This window comes from Sphingobium sp. CR2-8, from assembly GCF_035818615.1.
GTDB lineage: Bacteria > Pseudomonadota > Alphaproteobacteria > Sphingomonadales > Sphingomonadaceae > Sphingobium.
In genome coordinates, this window is record NZ_JAYKZY010000001.1 from 903419 (window position 1) to 918701 (window position 15283).

The 15283-nt window shown below is 57.6% G+C and carries 14 protein-coding genes and 1 pseudogene; 8 read left to right on the forward strand and 7 right to left on the reverse strand.

The window, feature by feature from the left end; genetic code table 11:
• Positions 1-95 precede the first annotated feature (95 nt).
• The gene (locus U5A82_RS03820) at positions 96-1229 is read right to left on the reverse strand and encodes a Gfo/Idh/MocA family protein (RefSeq protein WP_326288727.1); all 1134 of its coding nucleotides are present in this window, start codon (positions 1227-1229) and stop codon (positions 96-98) included.
• A gap of 541 nt (positions 1230-1770) precedes the next feature.
• Here U5A82_RS03820 and U5A82_RS03825 point away from each other — a divergent pair.
• Positions 1771-2394: a TetR/AcrR family transcriptional regulator gene (locus U5A82_RS03825; protein WP_326288729.1), complete on the forward strand. Its 624-nt coding sequence runs from the start codon at positions 1771-1773 to the stop codon at positions 2392-2394.
• 237 nt (positions 2395-2631) lie between these two features.
• Here the strand turns inward: U5A82_RS03825 and U5A82_RS03830 are convergent, their stop codons facing one another.
• On the reverse strand, positions 2632-3399 hold the full coding sequence (locus U5A82_RS03830; RefSeq protein ID WP_326288731.1) for an SDR family NAD(P)-dependent oxidoreductase: 768 nt from the start codon (positions 3397-3399) through the stop codon (positions 2632-2634).
• A complete protein-coding gene (locus tag U5A82_RS03835) occupies positions 3396-3743 on the reverse strand; it encodes an EthD domain-containing protein (protein ID WP_326288733.1) in 348 nt (115 codons plus the stop codon). Before U5A82_RS03835 ends, U5A82_RS03830 begins: the two co-directional genes overlap by 4 nt.
• Before the next feature lie 574 nt (positions 3744-4317).
• Here U5A82_RS03835 and U5A82_RS03840 point away from each other — a divergent pair.
• Positions 4318-4953, forward strand: a complete 636-nt coding sequence (locus U5A82_RS03840) for a TetR/AcrR family transcriptional regulator (RefSeq protein WP_326288735.1) — start codon at positions 4318-4320, stop codon at positions 4951-4953.
• 77 nt (positions 4954-5030) lie between these two features.
• Here the strand turns inward: U5A82_RS03840 and U5A82_RS03845 are convergent, their stop codons facing one another.
• Positions 5031-5612: a TetR/AcrR family transcriptional regulator gene (locus tag U5A82_RS03845; protein ID WP_326288736.1), complete on the reverse strand. Its 582-nt coding sequence runs from the start codon at positions 5610-5612 to the stop codon at positions 5031-5033.
• A gap of 202 nt (positions 5613-5814) precedes the next feature.
• On the opposite strand from U5A82_RS03845, the gene U5A82_RS03850 reads away from it, so the two are divergent.
• Genes U5A82_RS03850 through U5A82_RS03865 form a run of 4 tightly spaced genes read left to right on the forward strand, consistent with a single transcriptional unit; the run spans position 5815 to position 8727 of the window.
• Positions 5815-7683: a TonB-dependent receptor gene (locus U5A82_RS03850; protein ID WP_326288737.1), complete on the forward strand. Its 1869-nt coding sequence runs from the start codon at positions 5815-5817 to the stop codon at positions 7681-7683.
• 40 nt (positions 7684-7723) lie between these two features.
• Positions 7724-8035 carry a TonB-dependent receptor gene (locus U5A82_RS03855; protein ID WP_326288739.1) on the forward strand — a complete coding sequence of 104 codons (312 nt, stop codon included), beginning with the start codon at positions 7724-7726 and terminating at the stop codon, positions 8033-8035.
• Between the two features lie 6 nt (positions 8036-8041).
• On the forward strand, positions 8042-8584 hold the full coding sequence (locus U5A82_RS03860; protein WP_326288741.1) for a glutathione S-transferase: 543 nt from the start codon (positions 8042-8044) through the stop codon (positions 8582-8584).
• Complete coding sequence (locus U5A82_RS03865; protein ID WP_326288809.1) at positions 8515-8727, forward strand: glutathione S-transferase family protein; 213 nt, start codon at positions 8515-8517, stop codon at positions 8725-8727. The genes U5A82_RS03860 and U5A82_RS03865 overlap by 70 nt, the downstream gene beginning before the upstream one ends.
• Positions 8728-9150: 423 nt before the next feature.
• On the opposite strand, the pseudogene U5A82_RS03870 reads toward U5A82_RS03865, so the two are convergent.
• Positions 9151-9908 (reverse strand): annotated as a pseudogene (locus U5A82_RS03870) (IS5 family transposase).
• 80 nt (positions 9909-9988) lie between these two features.
• Positions 9989-10522, reverse strand: coding sequence for a lytic transglycosylase domain-containing protein (locus U5A82_RS03875; protein WP_326288743.1), 534 nt, complete (start codon positions 10520-10522; stop codon positions 9989-9991).
• Between the two features lie 457 nt (positions 10523-10979).
• On the opposite strand from U5A82_RS03875, the gene U5A82_RS03880 reads away from it, so the two are divergent.
• Entirely contained in the window at positions 10980-12617 is a 1638-nt protein-coding gene (locus U5A82_RS03880; RefSeq protein ID WP_442802138.1) for a hypothetical protein, read from the forward strand.
• On the opposite strand, the gene U5A82_RS03885 is transcribed toward U5A82_RS03880, so the two are convergent.
• On the reverse strand, positions 12556-13053 hold the full coding sequence (locus U5A82_RS03885) for a hypothetical protein (protein WP_326288745.1): 498 nt from the start codon (positions 13051-13053) through the stop codon (positions 12556-12558). The two genes, U5A82_RS03880 and U5A82_RS03885, sit on opposite strands and share 62 nt — an antisense overlap.
• 580 nt (positions 13054-13633) lie before the next feature.
• Between U5A82_RS03885 and U5A82_RS03890 the strand changes: the two genes are divergently transcribed.
• Positions 13634-15283, forward strand: a 1650-nt coding sequence (locus U5A82_RS03890; RefSeq protein ID WP_326288747.1) for a recombinase family protein, incomplete at its 3' end; no start/stop codon positions are given.

A 15283-nucleotide genomic window follows, 5' to 3' on the forward strand; every position in this document is an offset into this window, starting at 1 on the left:
GCTGGATCTGCGCTGAGGCGACCATTGAATGGCTCTCCCTTCTCCGCCTCAACATCTTTGGCGTCGGCTGTGCAATTAGCAGGAACAGGTTGAAGTCAAGTTCGCGCATACACCATCCGCTGCCCCTTTTCGGCGGCGCGAACGATTGTTTCCAGCAACTCATGACGATGGACGCCGTGGTCGAAGTCGGTGTCGCACTTGCTACCGGTCACAAGCGCTTCGGCAAAGTGCCTAAACATGTGCGCGGCATCGATTGATGGACCAGGCGGCGTTTCGTCTGGCACCAGTCGGTATCGCGCTGGAACGGCCATGGGCTGCGTTGGCTTTCCAAGCGCCGACGTACCGAACATCTCGAAATCGAACGGCACTCCCGGGTGGCGTTCACGATAGTCTATGTCGCTGCTCGCCGTGATAATGATGGCCCCGGAAGAACCGCTGATTTCCAAGAAAAAAGGTTGGTAGGTCGGGCTGTTCTGCTTAAGCAGAACCGAGACGACAGCATTGTCGGCAAGCCGCCCCTGCACCAGGATATGATCCTTGTCCGTCAGCGGGACAACCTCGCCCGTGGTCAGGCGGACATGATCCATCTCAGTTTCCATATAGGATTGGACGTCGGTCAATTCGCCGACATAGGCGGCAAGCGTGTCGAACCCGTGCCCGCCCATGATGCGCAGACCCGCTTTCGCTGACTCGATGAAATCGCGATACTCGGGCGTGAGAGCCATCTGCGCCATCTGGTCGTTCGATCGGCCGAAAGTGACCGCGTAAAGCTTGCCGATAAAACCCTCAGCTATCAGGTCGCGCACGTAGCGGACGATCGGCGCGTAGCGCGTCTGCAGCCCCACGAGTGTACGCACCCCCTTGGCCCGAGCGAAATCGCGCATCTCGAGCGCTTGATCGATGTTCGTCCCGAATGGCCACTCGCAGAATACATGCTTGCCTGCCTCGATTGCCCGCATGATCAGCGCATGGTGGTCAATCGAACTGGTACTGACACAGATCATGTCCAGATCGGGCTGGCGCACCATTTCCAGATAATCGCCGTATGCGCGTGGAATCCCATGGGCAACGGCCGCCGCGTCCGCGTTGGCCTGATTACGGGAGGCGACCGCGACCAGCTCATATTCGGGCAGCGATTTTAGAGCGGGTACATGCGCGGTCGAACCCCAGGCGAATTTGTTCGCGCTCGCCCCTATGATCCCAACCCTAATCCGACGAGAAGACAACATAACTCACTACCTCGAAACCAATCCAATAGAACTAGCAAATGATTAGCGAATCGACGTCTCCGCAAGACGTGCAGCCGAGGATGTGATTGCGCCAACAAACTCAAACGGGTTTACATATTTAGATGCAGGCTATCGAATTTTTAACAAAGTGAGCCTGTATTAGTTCGTCTCGATTAGAAACCGCCTGTCGTGTACGGCCCGGCAATCCATGACTGATGCAAAATATGCCTATCCGTGTCAAGTCGCCAAAACATGGCAGATTGTCGCTATTTGGTTTGTGGTTAGGATCGAGCGCGTCAACCTAACTCGGGATCCAAACCGAAGGCGATGCCGGTGGTTTACAGCGTCCAGAAGGAGGACCCAGAGGCCTCCAACCAGTACACTTTTGGTCGGGGTCAGATTCGCCGCGTTTCCATTGACCTATCAATTCAGGATAGGACCAACGCGGCAAGCTTGCTCATTGGGGCGGGAAGACCCTATGCACCAAACCCATTCACAATCTGGCGTTCGTGCTAAAGAACCGGTGAAGGGGCGTAGTGTGGTGGGTATCGAACACGGAAATGTCTCGGGCGGAATTAGAGATCGTCGGCGTGCCGACCTGATTGCCGAAATACACCGCATCGCGCTGCGCAAGTTCAACGAGCAGGGCTATGACCATATGGCTCTGAAGGATATCTGCGAAGAGGCTGGGATTTCGCTTCGCACCCTCTTCCGTCACTTCAAGGGCAAAGACGCAATCCTCGCCCACGGCATCGAGGCTATCGAACGCCGAATCTGGGAAAGAATGTCCGAACGGCCCCGTAGCGAGCCACTAATGAATGCGTATCGTTACGCAATTGATGAAATGCTGACCGAAATGTCAGCGAGGCCGGATCACGCGCGCCTTGTCCAGCGGCTACTTCAGGAAGTTCCCGCGATACGGGGCCAGTATCTCGTACCGTCAATCGAACATCGGATCGACGCCATAGATGAAGAGCTCGCCCACCGTCTTGGCCGCACGACCGGCGACGGGCAGGTACGACTGTTACGCACGATCCTCGTCATAGCCGTCGTACAGGCGATAACCGAGTGGACCAGCGACGGCGTAGCGAACGACCTGCACCGGCTAGCGCATGGATATCTCGATCTTCTGCAGCCGGTCATCGATCGGGTTCGCGCCGAGTAACGATAAAAGTGTTTGCCAATGTCAACGCATTCGTCTGCCACACTCGGGTCAAGCGTCGCCATCTGCTTGGATTACGAGGCGCGCGCGCATAGGCGATCCGCTCGGGTACTCGCCCCGGTTCAGCGTCACCCCATAGAAAAGCGCAATGCGCATACAGTATGGTTCAGCGATGGCCAGGAAATCCACTGCGAAACGAGACAGGCTTCAATAGGCTGAACGAGGAATGCCAAGATAGCGCTAAAGCCCCATGTCATATACTCCGGCGCTATATCCGCCATCGACGCAGATTGTCTGCCCGGTGGTATAACCTGAACGAATGTCTGCCAGATAAAGCGCTGCATTTGCGATCTCATCGCCATTGCCTACACGCCCCGCGGCCGTCTTGTCTTCGAACATTTTCTGCATCTTAGGGTTTTGTAGTATCGCGCGCGTCATATCGGTTCGGATGGTGCCGGGATGCAGGACGTTCGCGGTGATGCCGTAACGCCCGAGTTCCACCGCGAGGCTCAGTGTAAGACCCGTCAACGCGTGCTTGCTTGCGTTATATGCGCCCCTACTCGGCTGGGTGAGGCGTACGCTCACTGAACCGATATTGATGATCCTTCCGGCTGGTGAGCGCCTCAAAGCCGGTATTGCCTGCGTACATAACGCCATCGGACCCGCTACATTAACGGCGAAGGTTCGGTCCCAATGGGCGTGGTCGATGCCCTCCAAGGCCATGATCTCAAACAGGCCAGCCGCATTGACGACGATGTCGACGCCGCCCAACTGTGTTTCCGCTGCCTCAACGATCTGCTTGGCAGAGCCTGACGTGCCCATGTCTGCAGCCAGCGTCGAAATGCTGTTACGGCTGTCGAAAGCGGTCTGAAGCTTTGATAGATCACGGGATACCGCAAGGACGCGCGCGCCTTCATCGGCGAAAAGCGTTGCGATTGCCTGACCAATGCCGCGCGAAGCACCGGTGACGATCGCTCTGCGTCCGGCAAGGCGAGCCGACGCGGTCATTGTGATTGCTCGTGTTCAACCGAACAGACCAGTATCCGTTTGCAATCGAGGAATTTCCCCTCGTCGACCGAAATCTGCTGTGCAACTTCAGGAAGTTGGAACGATGCAAACCAGATTTCACAAGCAGCACGGTCCTCGAAGACCATCTCGGTGACGACGTCGAAAGCGATAAGGCTCTCGTCCCGTTTGAACGGCTCGTCGAGGTTCACATAGTTGCGACTGTAGCTTGCCATCTTAGGCGTTAGAGCTTCCACCAGCGGCGCGTGGTTCCCCTCATAATATTCCCGGAAAGCCTCACGGCTCATACCTGATTTTCGCGTCAGAAACGCCATAACCTTATACATAATCGGCCTCTCCGGACGGCATCTTAGCGGGGCGTCCCATCTCACGTCCCCACGCCTGGCGCTGGAGACAATTTTATCGCAGTTTCCCGAGTTACCCGTCCTTCGCAAGGGTTTTAGTTTAGTTGATCCGTCCAAAGCTTAGCAAATCTGCTCGCTATGGAATGATATCATCTGGACAGATCTTGGAGGCCATTCGTCGAGGCCGAGCAGTTCGTCGACCAACCGTTCTACGTCCCGGCGCATTCTGCCCAGGCTACCGGAGCGCGCATTCGCAGGTCATTGGCTTCGCCTGCCCATTGAGCGCCAAGACGCCCTTGCGGAATTTGTATCGCAATCAACAGCCTCAATAAGCTCGTTATCACCGTGGTCCTGCAGATTGGGCGCGGGCTGGTCCCTCGAAAAATCTAAGCGATTCGACTGAATCTCCCCAGCCAGACCGAATAAGGTCGAGACTACGACATCACGCCCACCGCCGGCAGCAGCTTGAAGATTCCTTATGGTGGCCTTGGCTCTGGCCACCAAACTCGTTTCCCTAAGCGGGTCCTGTGTTACAAGAGCGGCAAAGAGGTGCATCGTGTCGCGAATTGAATACGGACAAGTCGCTGGCGGGATCCGAGATCGTCGGCGGACCGATCTGATCACCGAAATACACCGCATCGCGCTGCGCAGGTTCAGCGAGCAGGGATATAACGAAATGTCCCTAAAGGACATCTGCGAGGAGGCCGGAATTTCGCTTCGCACCCTCTTCCGCCACTTCAAGGGGAAGGACGCGATCCTCGCGCATGGGATCGAAGCCATCGAACGCCGGATCGGCAAAAGAATAGCCGAACGCCATTGCAACGAACCACTATTGGACACTTATCGTTATGCGATAGACGAAATGTTAACAGACATGTCGATGAGTCCTGAGCACGCCCGCCTGACCCAGCGACTGCTGGAGGAAGTTCCCGCGATCCGGGGCCAATACCTCGTTCCTTCGGCCAAGCATCGCACCGATACTGTGGATGAGGAACTCGCCCGCCGCCTCGGCCGCCCGACCGGCAACGGCCAGATTCGACTGCTGCGCGCGATCCTCGTGATCGCCGTCGTTCAGGCAATTACCGAATGGAGCAGCGAAGGAGCGACCAAGGACTTGCGCCAGTTGGCGCGAGATTATCTCGATTTGCTCCAACCCGCCATCGATCGAATCCGCTCTCAGCCCGCACGCTGAACGAACCGAGTTTATCCGCCGTGCTGCTGCGCGTTGGATGTGCAATGCCCAAGGCAACCCGGGTGACCGGTGCTTCTCTATTGTCCTTCTGCGGCCTCGCCATCCGCCAGAAGACCGCACGTCCCATAACTCTGCGCGACCGCATCGAATATCGAAATATCGCCTCTGCTCCGTGCGATCAGTTGCGCGCCGGAAAGTGCGGCATAAATGGCCAACGCGCGCGATCGAGCATTTTCTTGGGACACCGCTCGTGAGGCAGAGATCATCCCTGCCACCCAGGAAACATTGTCTTCTACGAAACCTTCGATCTCGTCTTTGACGGGATCTGGCAATTCATCATACTCTGCACCCAGGAGACCGCAGAGGCACATGCGATTACCGTTTTCCAGCGTCTGCCTGAACCCGCTTACATACGCATTCAAACAGGCCGCAAGGTCCGGCAAATGATCGCTTATCGTTCTAAATCCGTCGCGCACATATTCGCGGTATCGACGAACCAATGCCGCTCCGAGGTCAGCCTTGGAAGGAAAATGATAATGAATGCTGGCGCTCTTGATCCCCACGACCTTGGCCAGTTCTCGGAAACTCAAGCCGTTATAGCCACGTGCCTGGACGATCGGCATCGCCGCCGCCAAAATCGTGTCCCTTGTGTCAGCCATGCTTAAATCGGTCCCTTCAAGATCGCGCTATAGCCGTTGACATCGGATACGGGAAGTCATACGCCACCACTACCTGCCGACAGGTAGGGAGTCGTGAAACGCCTTCGTCAAACAGACCGGATCGGTCGCGTTAAAAGACGGCGCTAGCGTATCTCGACTGGGAATCAGCAAAAATGCTGATCTGCGAAAGGGAGAGGAAATCATGAGGGGACGGGCTTGTGGTCTTTTGCTGGCTGGTGCTTCGGTGCTGGCCGTTCTCGGTTCACAACCGGCGTTTGCACAAACCGCGGCGCCGACGGGCGATAGTGCGGGCCAGGCAGATGCCACCCAATTGGAAGATATAGTCGTCACTGCACAGAAACGATCGGAGAACCTTCAGTCCGTGCCCGTTTCGGTGACCGCATTTACAGCCGGCTCGCTCGAGACACGCGGCGTGAGGTCGCTACTAGACGTCGCGGGCCTGGCTCCCAGCCTATCGCTTCCCGTACAGAATGGTGTGGTTCTGCCCTTTCTCCGTGGAATCGGAAATTCGGCCAACAATCCCGGTAATGAAGGCAGCGTCGCGGTGTACGTCGACGGTGTCTATTTTACACGACTATCCTCCGGCTTCTTCTCTCTCAGCAACATCGAGCGGGTCGAAGTCCTGAAAGGCCCGCAAGGTACGCTCTTCGGCCGCAATGCCAGCGGAGGGGTCATCCAGATCATCACGCAGGATCCCTCTCAGGAATTCAGCGGCAAGGCACATCTCGGATACGGCGCCTTCGACACGCTGACCGGCGACCTGTACATGACCGCCGGTCTTGGCGATGGTGCGGCGATCGACCTTTCGCTCGCCGGGCGCAGGCAGGGTGATGGCTACGGTGTCAATCGCGCGACCGGCAACCGCGCCGCCTACCACGACGAATTCACCGTCCGCAGCAAGCTGCTGATCGAGCCGACCGATCGGACTAAGATTACCCTTAGTGGCTTCTATGCCTATTCCAACTCCTCTGCACAGGGCAGTTTCGTACCGGGCACGTCACAGGGCTTCCAGTCGGCGCCGTTCGATCGAGCAACACCCAACCGCTTTTATGACTTGAACACCGATATCGATCCTTATTCGCACCAGCAATCTTGGGGCGGCTCGATCAAGGTGCGGCAGGATCTCGGTTTCGCAGAATTCAGCAGTATCTCAGCATATCTGCACGACAAAGAGGATCTGCGGTTTGACTTGGACAATGGACCGAGGCCGGATGGTTACGGGCGGTTCCCGGTCAGCATCGATCAGTATACGCAGGAGTTTCAGCTAGCCAATTCTACACCCGGCGGAGTCCAGTGGATTTTGGGTCTGTTCTATTACGATACCACGACCAAGATCGATGCCTTGAATTTTCAGGGACAGCAATTTTTTCCCGGTGACGTTATCGGCGACGGCAACCTGAACGAGCTTAGGCTGGGTGCGCAGCAATCTGCGAAGTCCTATGCAGGCTATGCTCAGGCCAGCGTCGAAGTCTTACCCAAGGTCAAACTGACGGGCGGTCTCCGCTATACCAAGGACGATCTTAAGGGGACCGGATCGACGACGATCACGTTGGGCAATGTTCAGGTACTGTCGAGCCCGAGTACGCCCGGCAAGTATGACAATGACAGGCTCACGTTCCGAGCAGCGGTTGATTATCAATTTACAGACGACGCGATGATCTTCGGGTCTTTCAGTCGCGGGTACAAGTCGGGTGTATTCAACCTGCTCGGTTTCGATCCCAACGCCACAAAGGCAGAAGTTGTCGATGCATATGAAGTCGGTATCAAAAGCGAACTATTTGATCGCCGTGTGCGCTTCAACATTTCGGCATTCTGGTACGACATCACGAACCCTCAGGTGCAGTTGCTCATTGGGAACGTAACTGTTCTGGCAAATGCGCAGAGGGCGCGCACCCGGGGGATCGAGTTCGACGGCTTGGTGCGCGTTACGCAGGGCCTGACGATCGACTTTGGCGCGACGGTGCTCGACTCGACCTATCGCCGCTATTTCGGCGCGCCCGACGGTCCAATCAATCCCCTCCCCCTTTGGCTCGGTCAGCCCGCTGCGTAGCATCGACGCATCCGGTAATCGGACACCATATGGTGCCAAGTTGACCGGACATGTCGGGGCGCAATACAGCGCCTCCACGTCTATCGGGCAGGTGACCGCGTCAGCCGATTACAATTATAGCAGCGGCATTTATTTCGAGCCGAACAACTTTCTGCGGCAGCCAGCCTATCACATGGTGAATGCCCAGCTGACACTGAAACCGAATGACACTTTCAGTGTATCGATCTGGAGCCGCAATATCGCCAACGAAAAGATCCTCACGTACGCCGGCACGCAGGTCGGTGCCACGGGATATCCATATCTACCGGCCGCGCCCAGGACATGGGGCTTCACCGCCGGGGTCAATTTCTAGGAGTGTATGATGAGGATTTATGACCGTGAAGGCGCGCCCCACCCCGCCCGGGTTCGCATAGTGCTGGCCGAGAAGGGGCTTACGGACAAGGTCGAGTTCATCAGTGTCGATCTCATATCCGCCGAGCAGAAGCAACCGAGCTTTCTGGCCAAGAACCCGATCGGGAAAATCCCGTTGCTGGAACTGGACGACGGCACCATTATCTCGGAATGTACCGCCATCACTGAGTATCTCGATACCCTAGATGGCAATCCGACCCTCACGGGCCGAACGCCGCGGGAAAAGGGGCTCATCCATATGATGCAGCGTCGTGCCGAGGCAATGGTGATCGACGCGGTGGATGATTATTTCCACTATGGTACCCCCGGCCTCGGCCCGGCGCTGCGACCATGGCGGGCGCCCGACTGGATCGGCGCCAAGCAATGGGGGAACGGCGCGGTGCCTTCGCCGTCGCTAACCTGCCCTATTTCGATGCGCTGCTGGCGCGCCAGCCGTTTCTTGCAGGAACGACTTTCACCATGCCGGACATCACCCTATTTGCAGGGCTGATGTTCGCGGAGCTGGTCGGTCTGCCCATCGACATAAAGCTTGTGGCGCTGCACGCTTGGCGGGACAAGGTGGGCGATCTGCCTGCCGTGAAGGAGCGGAGCGGACAAACGCCCCGCGCCGAAGACATTGCGCGCCAAACTTGAATTGGTTTGGTTGGCTGAAATAATGATCGGCGATTTGATGTTGCTTATCGAGTCGCTCATCGAGCTGGTCTTCGGAACTGCAATTGTGATGGGCTGAATTTGACCATCGGGCGAATGCGGATTTTGATCGCAAGAATACAGATATGCGCAGCTCTCTTCGCGCCCGGATATTGAACCCAACTTTAGGGGCACTTGGGCTCGGTCGGGGACATTGGGTGCAGCGATATGAAGGAGCGAGTTTGGCTATGGCAGAGTACCTCGCCGCCGAAGTACGAGCGGCTAAGGTCGGACCAGATCATTGCGGGTCAGTTGGGCGGTTGGTTCCAACCAGCCGCTCTTCAGAACCTCACTAAGCGACTAGCGGGTATCATCGCTCGCGGCCGTTGCGTCGTTCGCCCAAGCAATCGCTAGGGTTCAGACGCTTCAGAGCCAGAAGGCAACGGCCGTCGCCAAGGCTCACGGTCGAGAGGAAATTTCTAGCCAGCTTGTCGTAATGGGAGGCGATGCGGCGGAAGTCCCTCAGGCGGCAGAACATTGCTTCGACCCGCCAACGGTGCTTGTAGCGGCGTTCGTCATTATGGATTGGGCGCTAGCGGTTCCGTCGACCTGGGATCACTGGGATCGTTCCCTGCTCACGCAGTGCAGCCCTGATGCAGATGGCATCGTAACCGCGGTCCGCGATCACCCGCTTCATTCCCGCTGTTTCGCCGATCAGCAGGTCCGCGCCCTTCACATCCCAGGTGTTGCCCGGCGTCAGGACAAGACGGAGTGGTCGCCCGATGACGTGGACAAGGACGTGGATTTTCGTAGTGCTTCCGCCACGCGAGATGCCAATGGCATTGACTCGCGCCGCCTTTTGCGCCACCGGCGCTGCGGTCGGCCTGGATGTAGCTGCTGCCGATCTGACCGGTTTCGGCGATCCAGCCTTCCTCGGTCAACGTCGCCAGGATGCAGGTCCAGATGCCCCGGCGGCTCCATCGGTTCCAGCGGTTGTAAACAGTCGTCGCCGGCCCAAATTAGGAAGGGCAATCTGCCCATCGCCCACCGCGATTTAGCATGTGAATGATGCCAGAGATGACCCGCCGGTCATCAACCCGCCGTGCCCCGGGCTGGTTCTTCGGCAGATGAGGCTCGATTGCTGCCCATGCTTGATCCGAAAGCCAGAACAAAGAACGCGACATGCCCGGCAGCCTCATGCTCAGTGGAGACTCATTGGATCAATGCGCGCACAGAATTTCAAGAGGTTGATTGAGTTTGGACCCTAGCGATCAACAGATTCGTACAAACGGAAGATTGCAGGACCAACACGCTCGGTAAGACGCATGGCTACGTCGGAAGCATAACGTCGCTGACGACTTGCACGCGGGCTATGATAAACACCAACTGCGCGCCAATAATCCCGCGTTAGTCTAAGGGCCGACAAGAAAATCCAGCGCGCAGCTTCCGCGTTGAAGCAAGGGTTGTCTCGAAGCCAAATGCGGACCTGAGCGGGTGGCCGGTGCAGCAAATAGGCAAGCTTTGGAACCCACCAACTGTTGATCTGGAACGGGCCGAGGTCGTGGCTTCCATCGCTGTTTTGAATTTCAGCGCCAAGCCACCCCCCTTCCTGATCTCGAAAGCCCCAGAGGGTCTTCTCGAGCCAAACTTGCCCTGGCGCCGCTTGATGGATGCAGCGAGCGACCGCCACCTCGTTGCGGGCCACGGGGCGAGAAGGTAAGGCAAAGCCTACGTCCGGCCACGCCATCAAAAGACAGATGCCGATCAAGGCAGGTCTATGGCTAGCGATCAATAGCATTGCGGTCCTCCCTCAATCGCTCGTCGCGCTCCCGCCCGTCGGGGTGCGATAATTGCTGATCGCGTCCGGCCATCAACGACCGAATATGTCGCTCCAGACGTTCCGCCCCTAGGCGCGCCGCGCCGCATCTTTCTCCGCGCCCTGCGCGTCGCGCGCGTCGCCCACCACTGGATATCTCCGAGCGCCTGTCCGACGCCGCCCTGTTCGAGAGCTATTCCGCTCATGTCTGCGCACGGACCGGCTATGACACCGGGAAGCCGGATCAACTCGCCCGTTGCCGGTCGAACCTTGCCGAGATGGGTGACATGATGCTGGGAACGCCCCTCACCGCCCAGGCCTTCCTCACCAACATCCTCCTTGGCAACAGCGTGGGCGACGGGCCCAAGGTTCCGCCGCCGGTGCCAACGTCTCGACATCGGAGGGATATGCCTCCGCGCTGGAAGCGCAGGCATCCGCCATGGGAACAGGCGCCCGCCGCGGCGCAGCCTCGGGCTTTGGCGACTTTGGCGAGCGCTCGAGCTTTGCCGCCAATCGCGGTTTCGGCGCAGCCGGCGCGATCGGCGCCGCCCATGGCGACGGCTGCCCGGGCGGCACCGCCATGGCGATCGGCGGCATAGACGCTGCGCGCGAACTGGGCGGCCTCGCCCCGGCGCTGACGGGCAAGGATCTGAGCGATCTGGCCACTGCAAGCGCCGTGCGCGCAGCCGCCGCGACAGGCGCGATCCACAGTTTCGCCGAGAAAGATGCCCTGCGAAAACTGGGCACAGGCTATTTCGGCGGCGGGGAAGCGGGCGAAAAGGCGTTCGCCGGCTTCACCCAAAATCTCGTCCAGTGGCGAGCCTTCGGGGACACACGCGCCTATAATTTTGCAGAACGTTCGGGCAAGCTCGATGCGCAGCGTGAGATCGGACATGACGGGACGCGAAGCGCGGCGCGGATCGGCGAGCAGCGTCGGCAATCTGAAAATTTCGGCTTTGCCGAGGGCGCGTCTGCCGCAGGCGTATCGACGCGAGAAGCCGCGCGGCTGGACAGCTTCATCCGGACACTGACCGACACATCAGGCAATCAGGTCGACATGGCAGAAGGCGGCGCAGAGGGGATCGCCGACCGCGCGCGCAACGCTCGCCTCTCCAGCATCGTGGACAAGGAGCGCCTCACGCGTATGCAATCGCTCCTTCGGGCTAACGGCATTGAGCTGAGCAAGCGCCAGATCGCGATGGACCAAAATGGCGATTTCAGCCTCAACCTCACCCCGGCAACGGCCGCCCAGATGTGGCAGGCAGGTCTTCTCAATGAAAGCCAACTAGGCGCCGTGGCCAATGGCGGCCATGCGCGCTTCAGCCTTGCCCATAATGATCTTCTCGTCTCCAGCAGCGCTGGCTTCGAGCAGTCGGCGCGCAACGATAGCAGCACGCGGTTCGAGGCGGGCAAACAGGCTGGGCCAGATACAATCGAGCATTTCATGGGCGGAGGGACGGAAGGCCGCGCGGCTATGGCCAACTGGCTGCGCGGTGGGTTCGAGATGGACCGCAAGGGCGATTGGCGGCTTAAGCCCCAGGTCGCCGATACCCTGCAACGCGACGTTCAGGCCATCATGGCACAGACCGGCTGGGACCGGAATATTTCGCGATCGGCGCAGGATCAGACGGCATTCGGTATCTCGGTGAAGGGCGAAATCGGCGGCGGTGCCGGGAGCGGCGCGTCCCCTGGTAAATCGTCAGGCTCGTCTCGAGGCGCAAGCGGTCGAAGTGGAGGGTCCATAGGAACCTCATCGCAGGAAAGCAGCATTACAAGCGAGACAGCAAATTCTCAGCTAAACGTCGTCAATTACGATGTGCGCGAAGCGATAGCGAAGGCGGAAAAGGGAGCATCCCGATCGGTAAATCCGAGCGCAGAATTCGCAGACCAGCTTTCATCTGAGATTCTGGGTCCTCAGGGGCTCCGCAACCGATATCTATGTGACGCAGACAATAGAAGAGGAACGGCAGACCTAACCGCTCCGATAAACTCGATCGAGCAAGCATCTATCCTCCTTAGTGGTGGCTTCTCGAACGACCTTGATAACGGGCCAGCGGATGGAAACTCATCCTTTTAGAAGCGCGATTGATATAGGCTGCGTTCAACGGATTTAGGGTATTGCCGACCCAAAGTGCTCCAGACCGTGGATCCAAGGGATCGAATTCGCACGGCATCCCCGAAGGCCCATAGCTGTCAGCGCCGAGAAACATCTGATCTGGGGAGGCGGCATCGCTGTCGACATAAGGCTGCGCAGCCAACCACTCTCGAAAGAAGCCGAACCACAGGATGAATGCGACGAGAGGCGGGAAAAAGAAGATCGTCAAAAATCCGGCTGCTGCTGAATTGTAGAAAGCGCCGAGTGGCTGTACGTGCCCACTGGCTGCCATACCGCCCCAATAGACCGGAACAGCGCTCCACCAGAGCTTCGCGTAGACTGGACGCCATAACCAGTCGCCGATCCTAAGAGATCCCTGATGGGATAAAGCGCAATTGTTTTGGTGAACTTCCGACATGACACTCCTCTTCCCAACATAATAGCACTTCATTCGTACCGAAAAAGTGCAAAACGCACATATTTGGAAAGTTAAATTGCGTTTCGTCGAGATGCAGCCGCGTAGGGCGATTGCAGACCATTGAACTCGCGAAGCTTACATGGCGCCATGCAGCTTCTAATGTCTGCAGGCTTGCAGCATTTTAGTTTTAAGCTCATTATCAATATCGGCGGGCAGACCCTATTTGGGAATGCTCATGATTCGAAAATATCAGCGATGGCTATCGCGCAGTGAGGCTTTGGATTTCGGTCGGACGGTTGGCACATTTGGGTGCACTCCCGCTTCCGTAGATTTGCCCAATGTTCCTGATTTACCCCTTGCCCTTGCCCTGCAAGATTGCAACCATGGTTGAAGATGGTCAGCCGCAAGGTCGGAAGCTGTGCCCGGATAGACATGAATGCCAGAGTGGCATCCCTCAGCAGCACGGCCAACACACGCGTTTGGTCGCGTTGGTTCGGTTACTTGCACGGGACGCTGCTCGACGTGCGTACGCCGACTTTCTCAAGGAGTCAGAACAAGGCTCCTAGGCAGGAGAATGATTGTGAAGGTTGCCGTCTACGCCCGCTATTCCGGAGACAATCAGCGGGAAGTCTCGATTGTGGATCAGCTCCGTATTTGCAGGTTGCACGCCGAGAAGATGGGTTGGGACATCGTAGAAGAATATACCGACCCTAAGATATCCGGTGCTTCACTGCTTCGCCCAGGTATTCAGGCGCTGATAGCGGATGCAGGGAGCCATAGATTCCAGATTGTGCTTGCCGAAGCCATGGACCGCCTATCGCGCGATCAGCAGGATATGGCCGGCATCTTCAAGCGAATGAATTTTTCCGACATAAAGATCGTGACCCTCTCAGAAGGAGAAATCAGCCACCTTCATGTCGGCCTGAAGGGAACGATGAACGCCCTTTTCCTCAAAGATCTCGCGGACAAGGTGAGGCGAGGATTGCGGGGGCGCGTCGAGCTCGGCAAATCAGGTGGCGGCAATTCATATGGCTATGATGTCGTGCGCAGGTTGAATGCCATCGGCGAACTGGAACGCGGCGAGCGAACAATCAACGAGCTACAGGCTCAAATTATCCTTCGCATTTTCCGCGACTATATTGGCGGCAAGTCGCCGAAGACAATCGCCTTCGAACTCAACAGAGAAGGAATTGAGAGCCCGTCTGGCGGCCATTGGGGATCCAGCACAATCAACGGCAATTGCCAGCGCGGTACGGGCATCCTCAATAATGAGATGTATGTCGGCAAGATTGTCTGGAATCGCCAGCGCTTCATTAAAGATCCCGATAGCGGAAAGCGTCAGGCACGGCTCAATCCTGAATCAGAGTGGGTCATACAAGACACCCCGGAACTTCGGATTGTGCCAAATGAGCTTTGGCAACAGGCCAAGGCGAAGCAAGGCTCCCTAAAGCTGTCACGGAACGGCGAGGCGTCCAAGGCCAGCTTTCGTGATCGCAGAAGGCCAAAACATCTTTTGACCGATCTTCTTCGCTGCGGCGTCTGCGGTGGTGTATACACGGCTGTTTCGGGAACTCTGCTGGGCTGCTCCACCGCCAAGAGCAAAGGTACGTGCGAGAACAGGCACAGCATCAGGCGAGATGTGCTTGATCAACTGGTGCTGGGAGCATTGCGGAATGAGCTTATGCAGCCGGAACTCTTTGCCGAGTTTTGCGACGAATTTACGCGCGAGATAAATCGGGTCCGCGCTTCGGCGGGAAGTTCGGTCACGGCAGCTAAGGCAGAGATCAAAAAGATTGATCGCGATCTCGACATGCTCGTCAACCTGATCCTGCGGGGCGGGGCGGCTGACAAGATCAACGCCAAAATGGTTGCTCTTGAGGTGCGAAAGAAAGATCTGGAGTACGAGCTCGAGCGGAGTGAGGCACCGCTACCAATGTTACATCCGAACATGGCGGTTCATTATCATCGACAACTCGATGGACTGCACTCGGCTATCTTGGGCATGGACGAATCCTCCCGCCTCCAGGCGCGCGAGATTCTGCATTCAATGCTTCAGTCTGTCTCGATCTCTCCAGATGGGGAGGAACATACGAAGATTGATATCCGAGGCGATCTGGCAGGCATCATCGCGGTCTGCCGACAGCAAAAAGGCCGCCCTAGGGCGGCCGTGAACGAAGTTATAGCTGGGCTATCGGGCCGCAGCCCGGCGTCCGACCAGATGCTTCTCGAT

Excerpts from the sequence above, each read along its gene's own strand:
- U5A82_RS03850 (WP_326288737.1), top strand. The coding sequence starts at position 5,815 with ATGAGGGGACGGGCTTGTGGTCTTTTGCTGGCTGGTGCTTCGGTGCTG.
- U5A82_RS03885 (WP_326288745.1), bottom strand. The coding sequence starts at position 13,053 with ATGTCGGAAGTTCACCAAAACAATTGCGCTTTATCCCATCAGGGATCT.
- U5A82_RS03845 (WP_326288736.1), bottom strand. The coding sequence starts at position 5,612 with ATGGCTGACACAAGGGACACGATTTTGGCGGCGGCGATGCCGATCGTC.
- U5A82_RS03875 (WP_326288743.1), bottom strand. The coding sequence starts at position 10,522 with ATGCTATTGATCGCTAGCCATAGACCTGCCTTGATCGGCATCTGTCTT.
- U5A82_RS03880 (WP_442802138.1), top strand. The coding sequence starts at position 10,980 with ATGGGAACAGGCGCCCGCCGCGGCGCAGCCTCGGGCTTTGGCGACTTT.
- U5A82_RS03820 (WP_326288727.1), bottom strand. The coding sequence starts at position 1,229 with ATGTTGTCTTCTCGTCGGATTAGGGTTGGGATCATAGGGGCGAGCGCG.
- U5A82_RS03860 (WP_326288741.1), top strand. The coding sequence starts at position 8,042 with ATGATGAGGATTTATGACCGTGAAGGCGCGCCCCACCCCGCCCGGGTT.
- U5A82_RS03835 (WP_326288733.1), bottom strand. The coding sequence starts at position 3,743 with ATGTATAAGGTTATGGCGTTTCTGACGCGAAAATCAGGTATGAGCCGT.
- U5A82_RS03830 (WP_326288731.1), bottom strand. The coding sequence starts at position 3,399 with ATGACCGCGTCGGCTCGCCTTGCCGGACGCAGAGCGATCGTCACCGGT.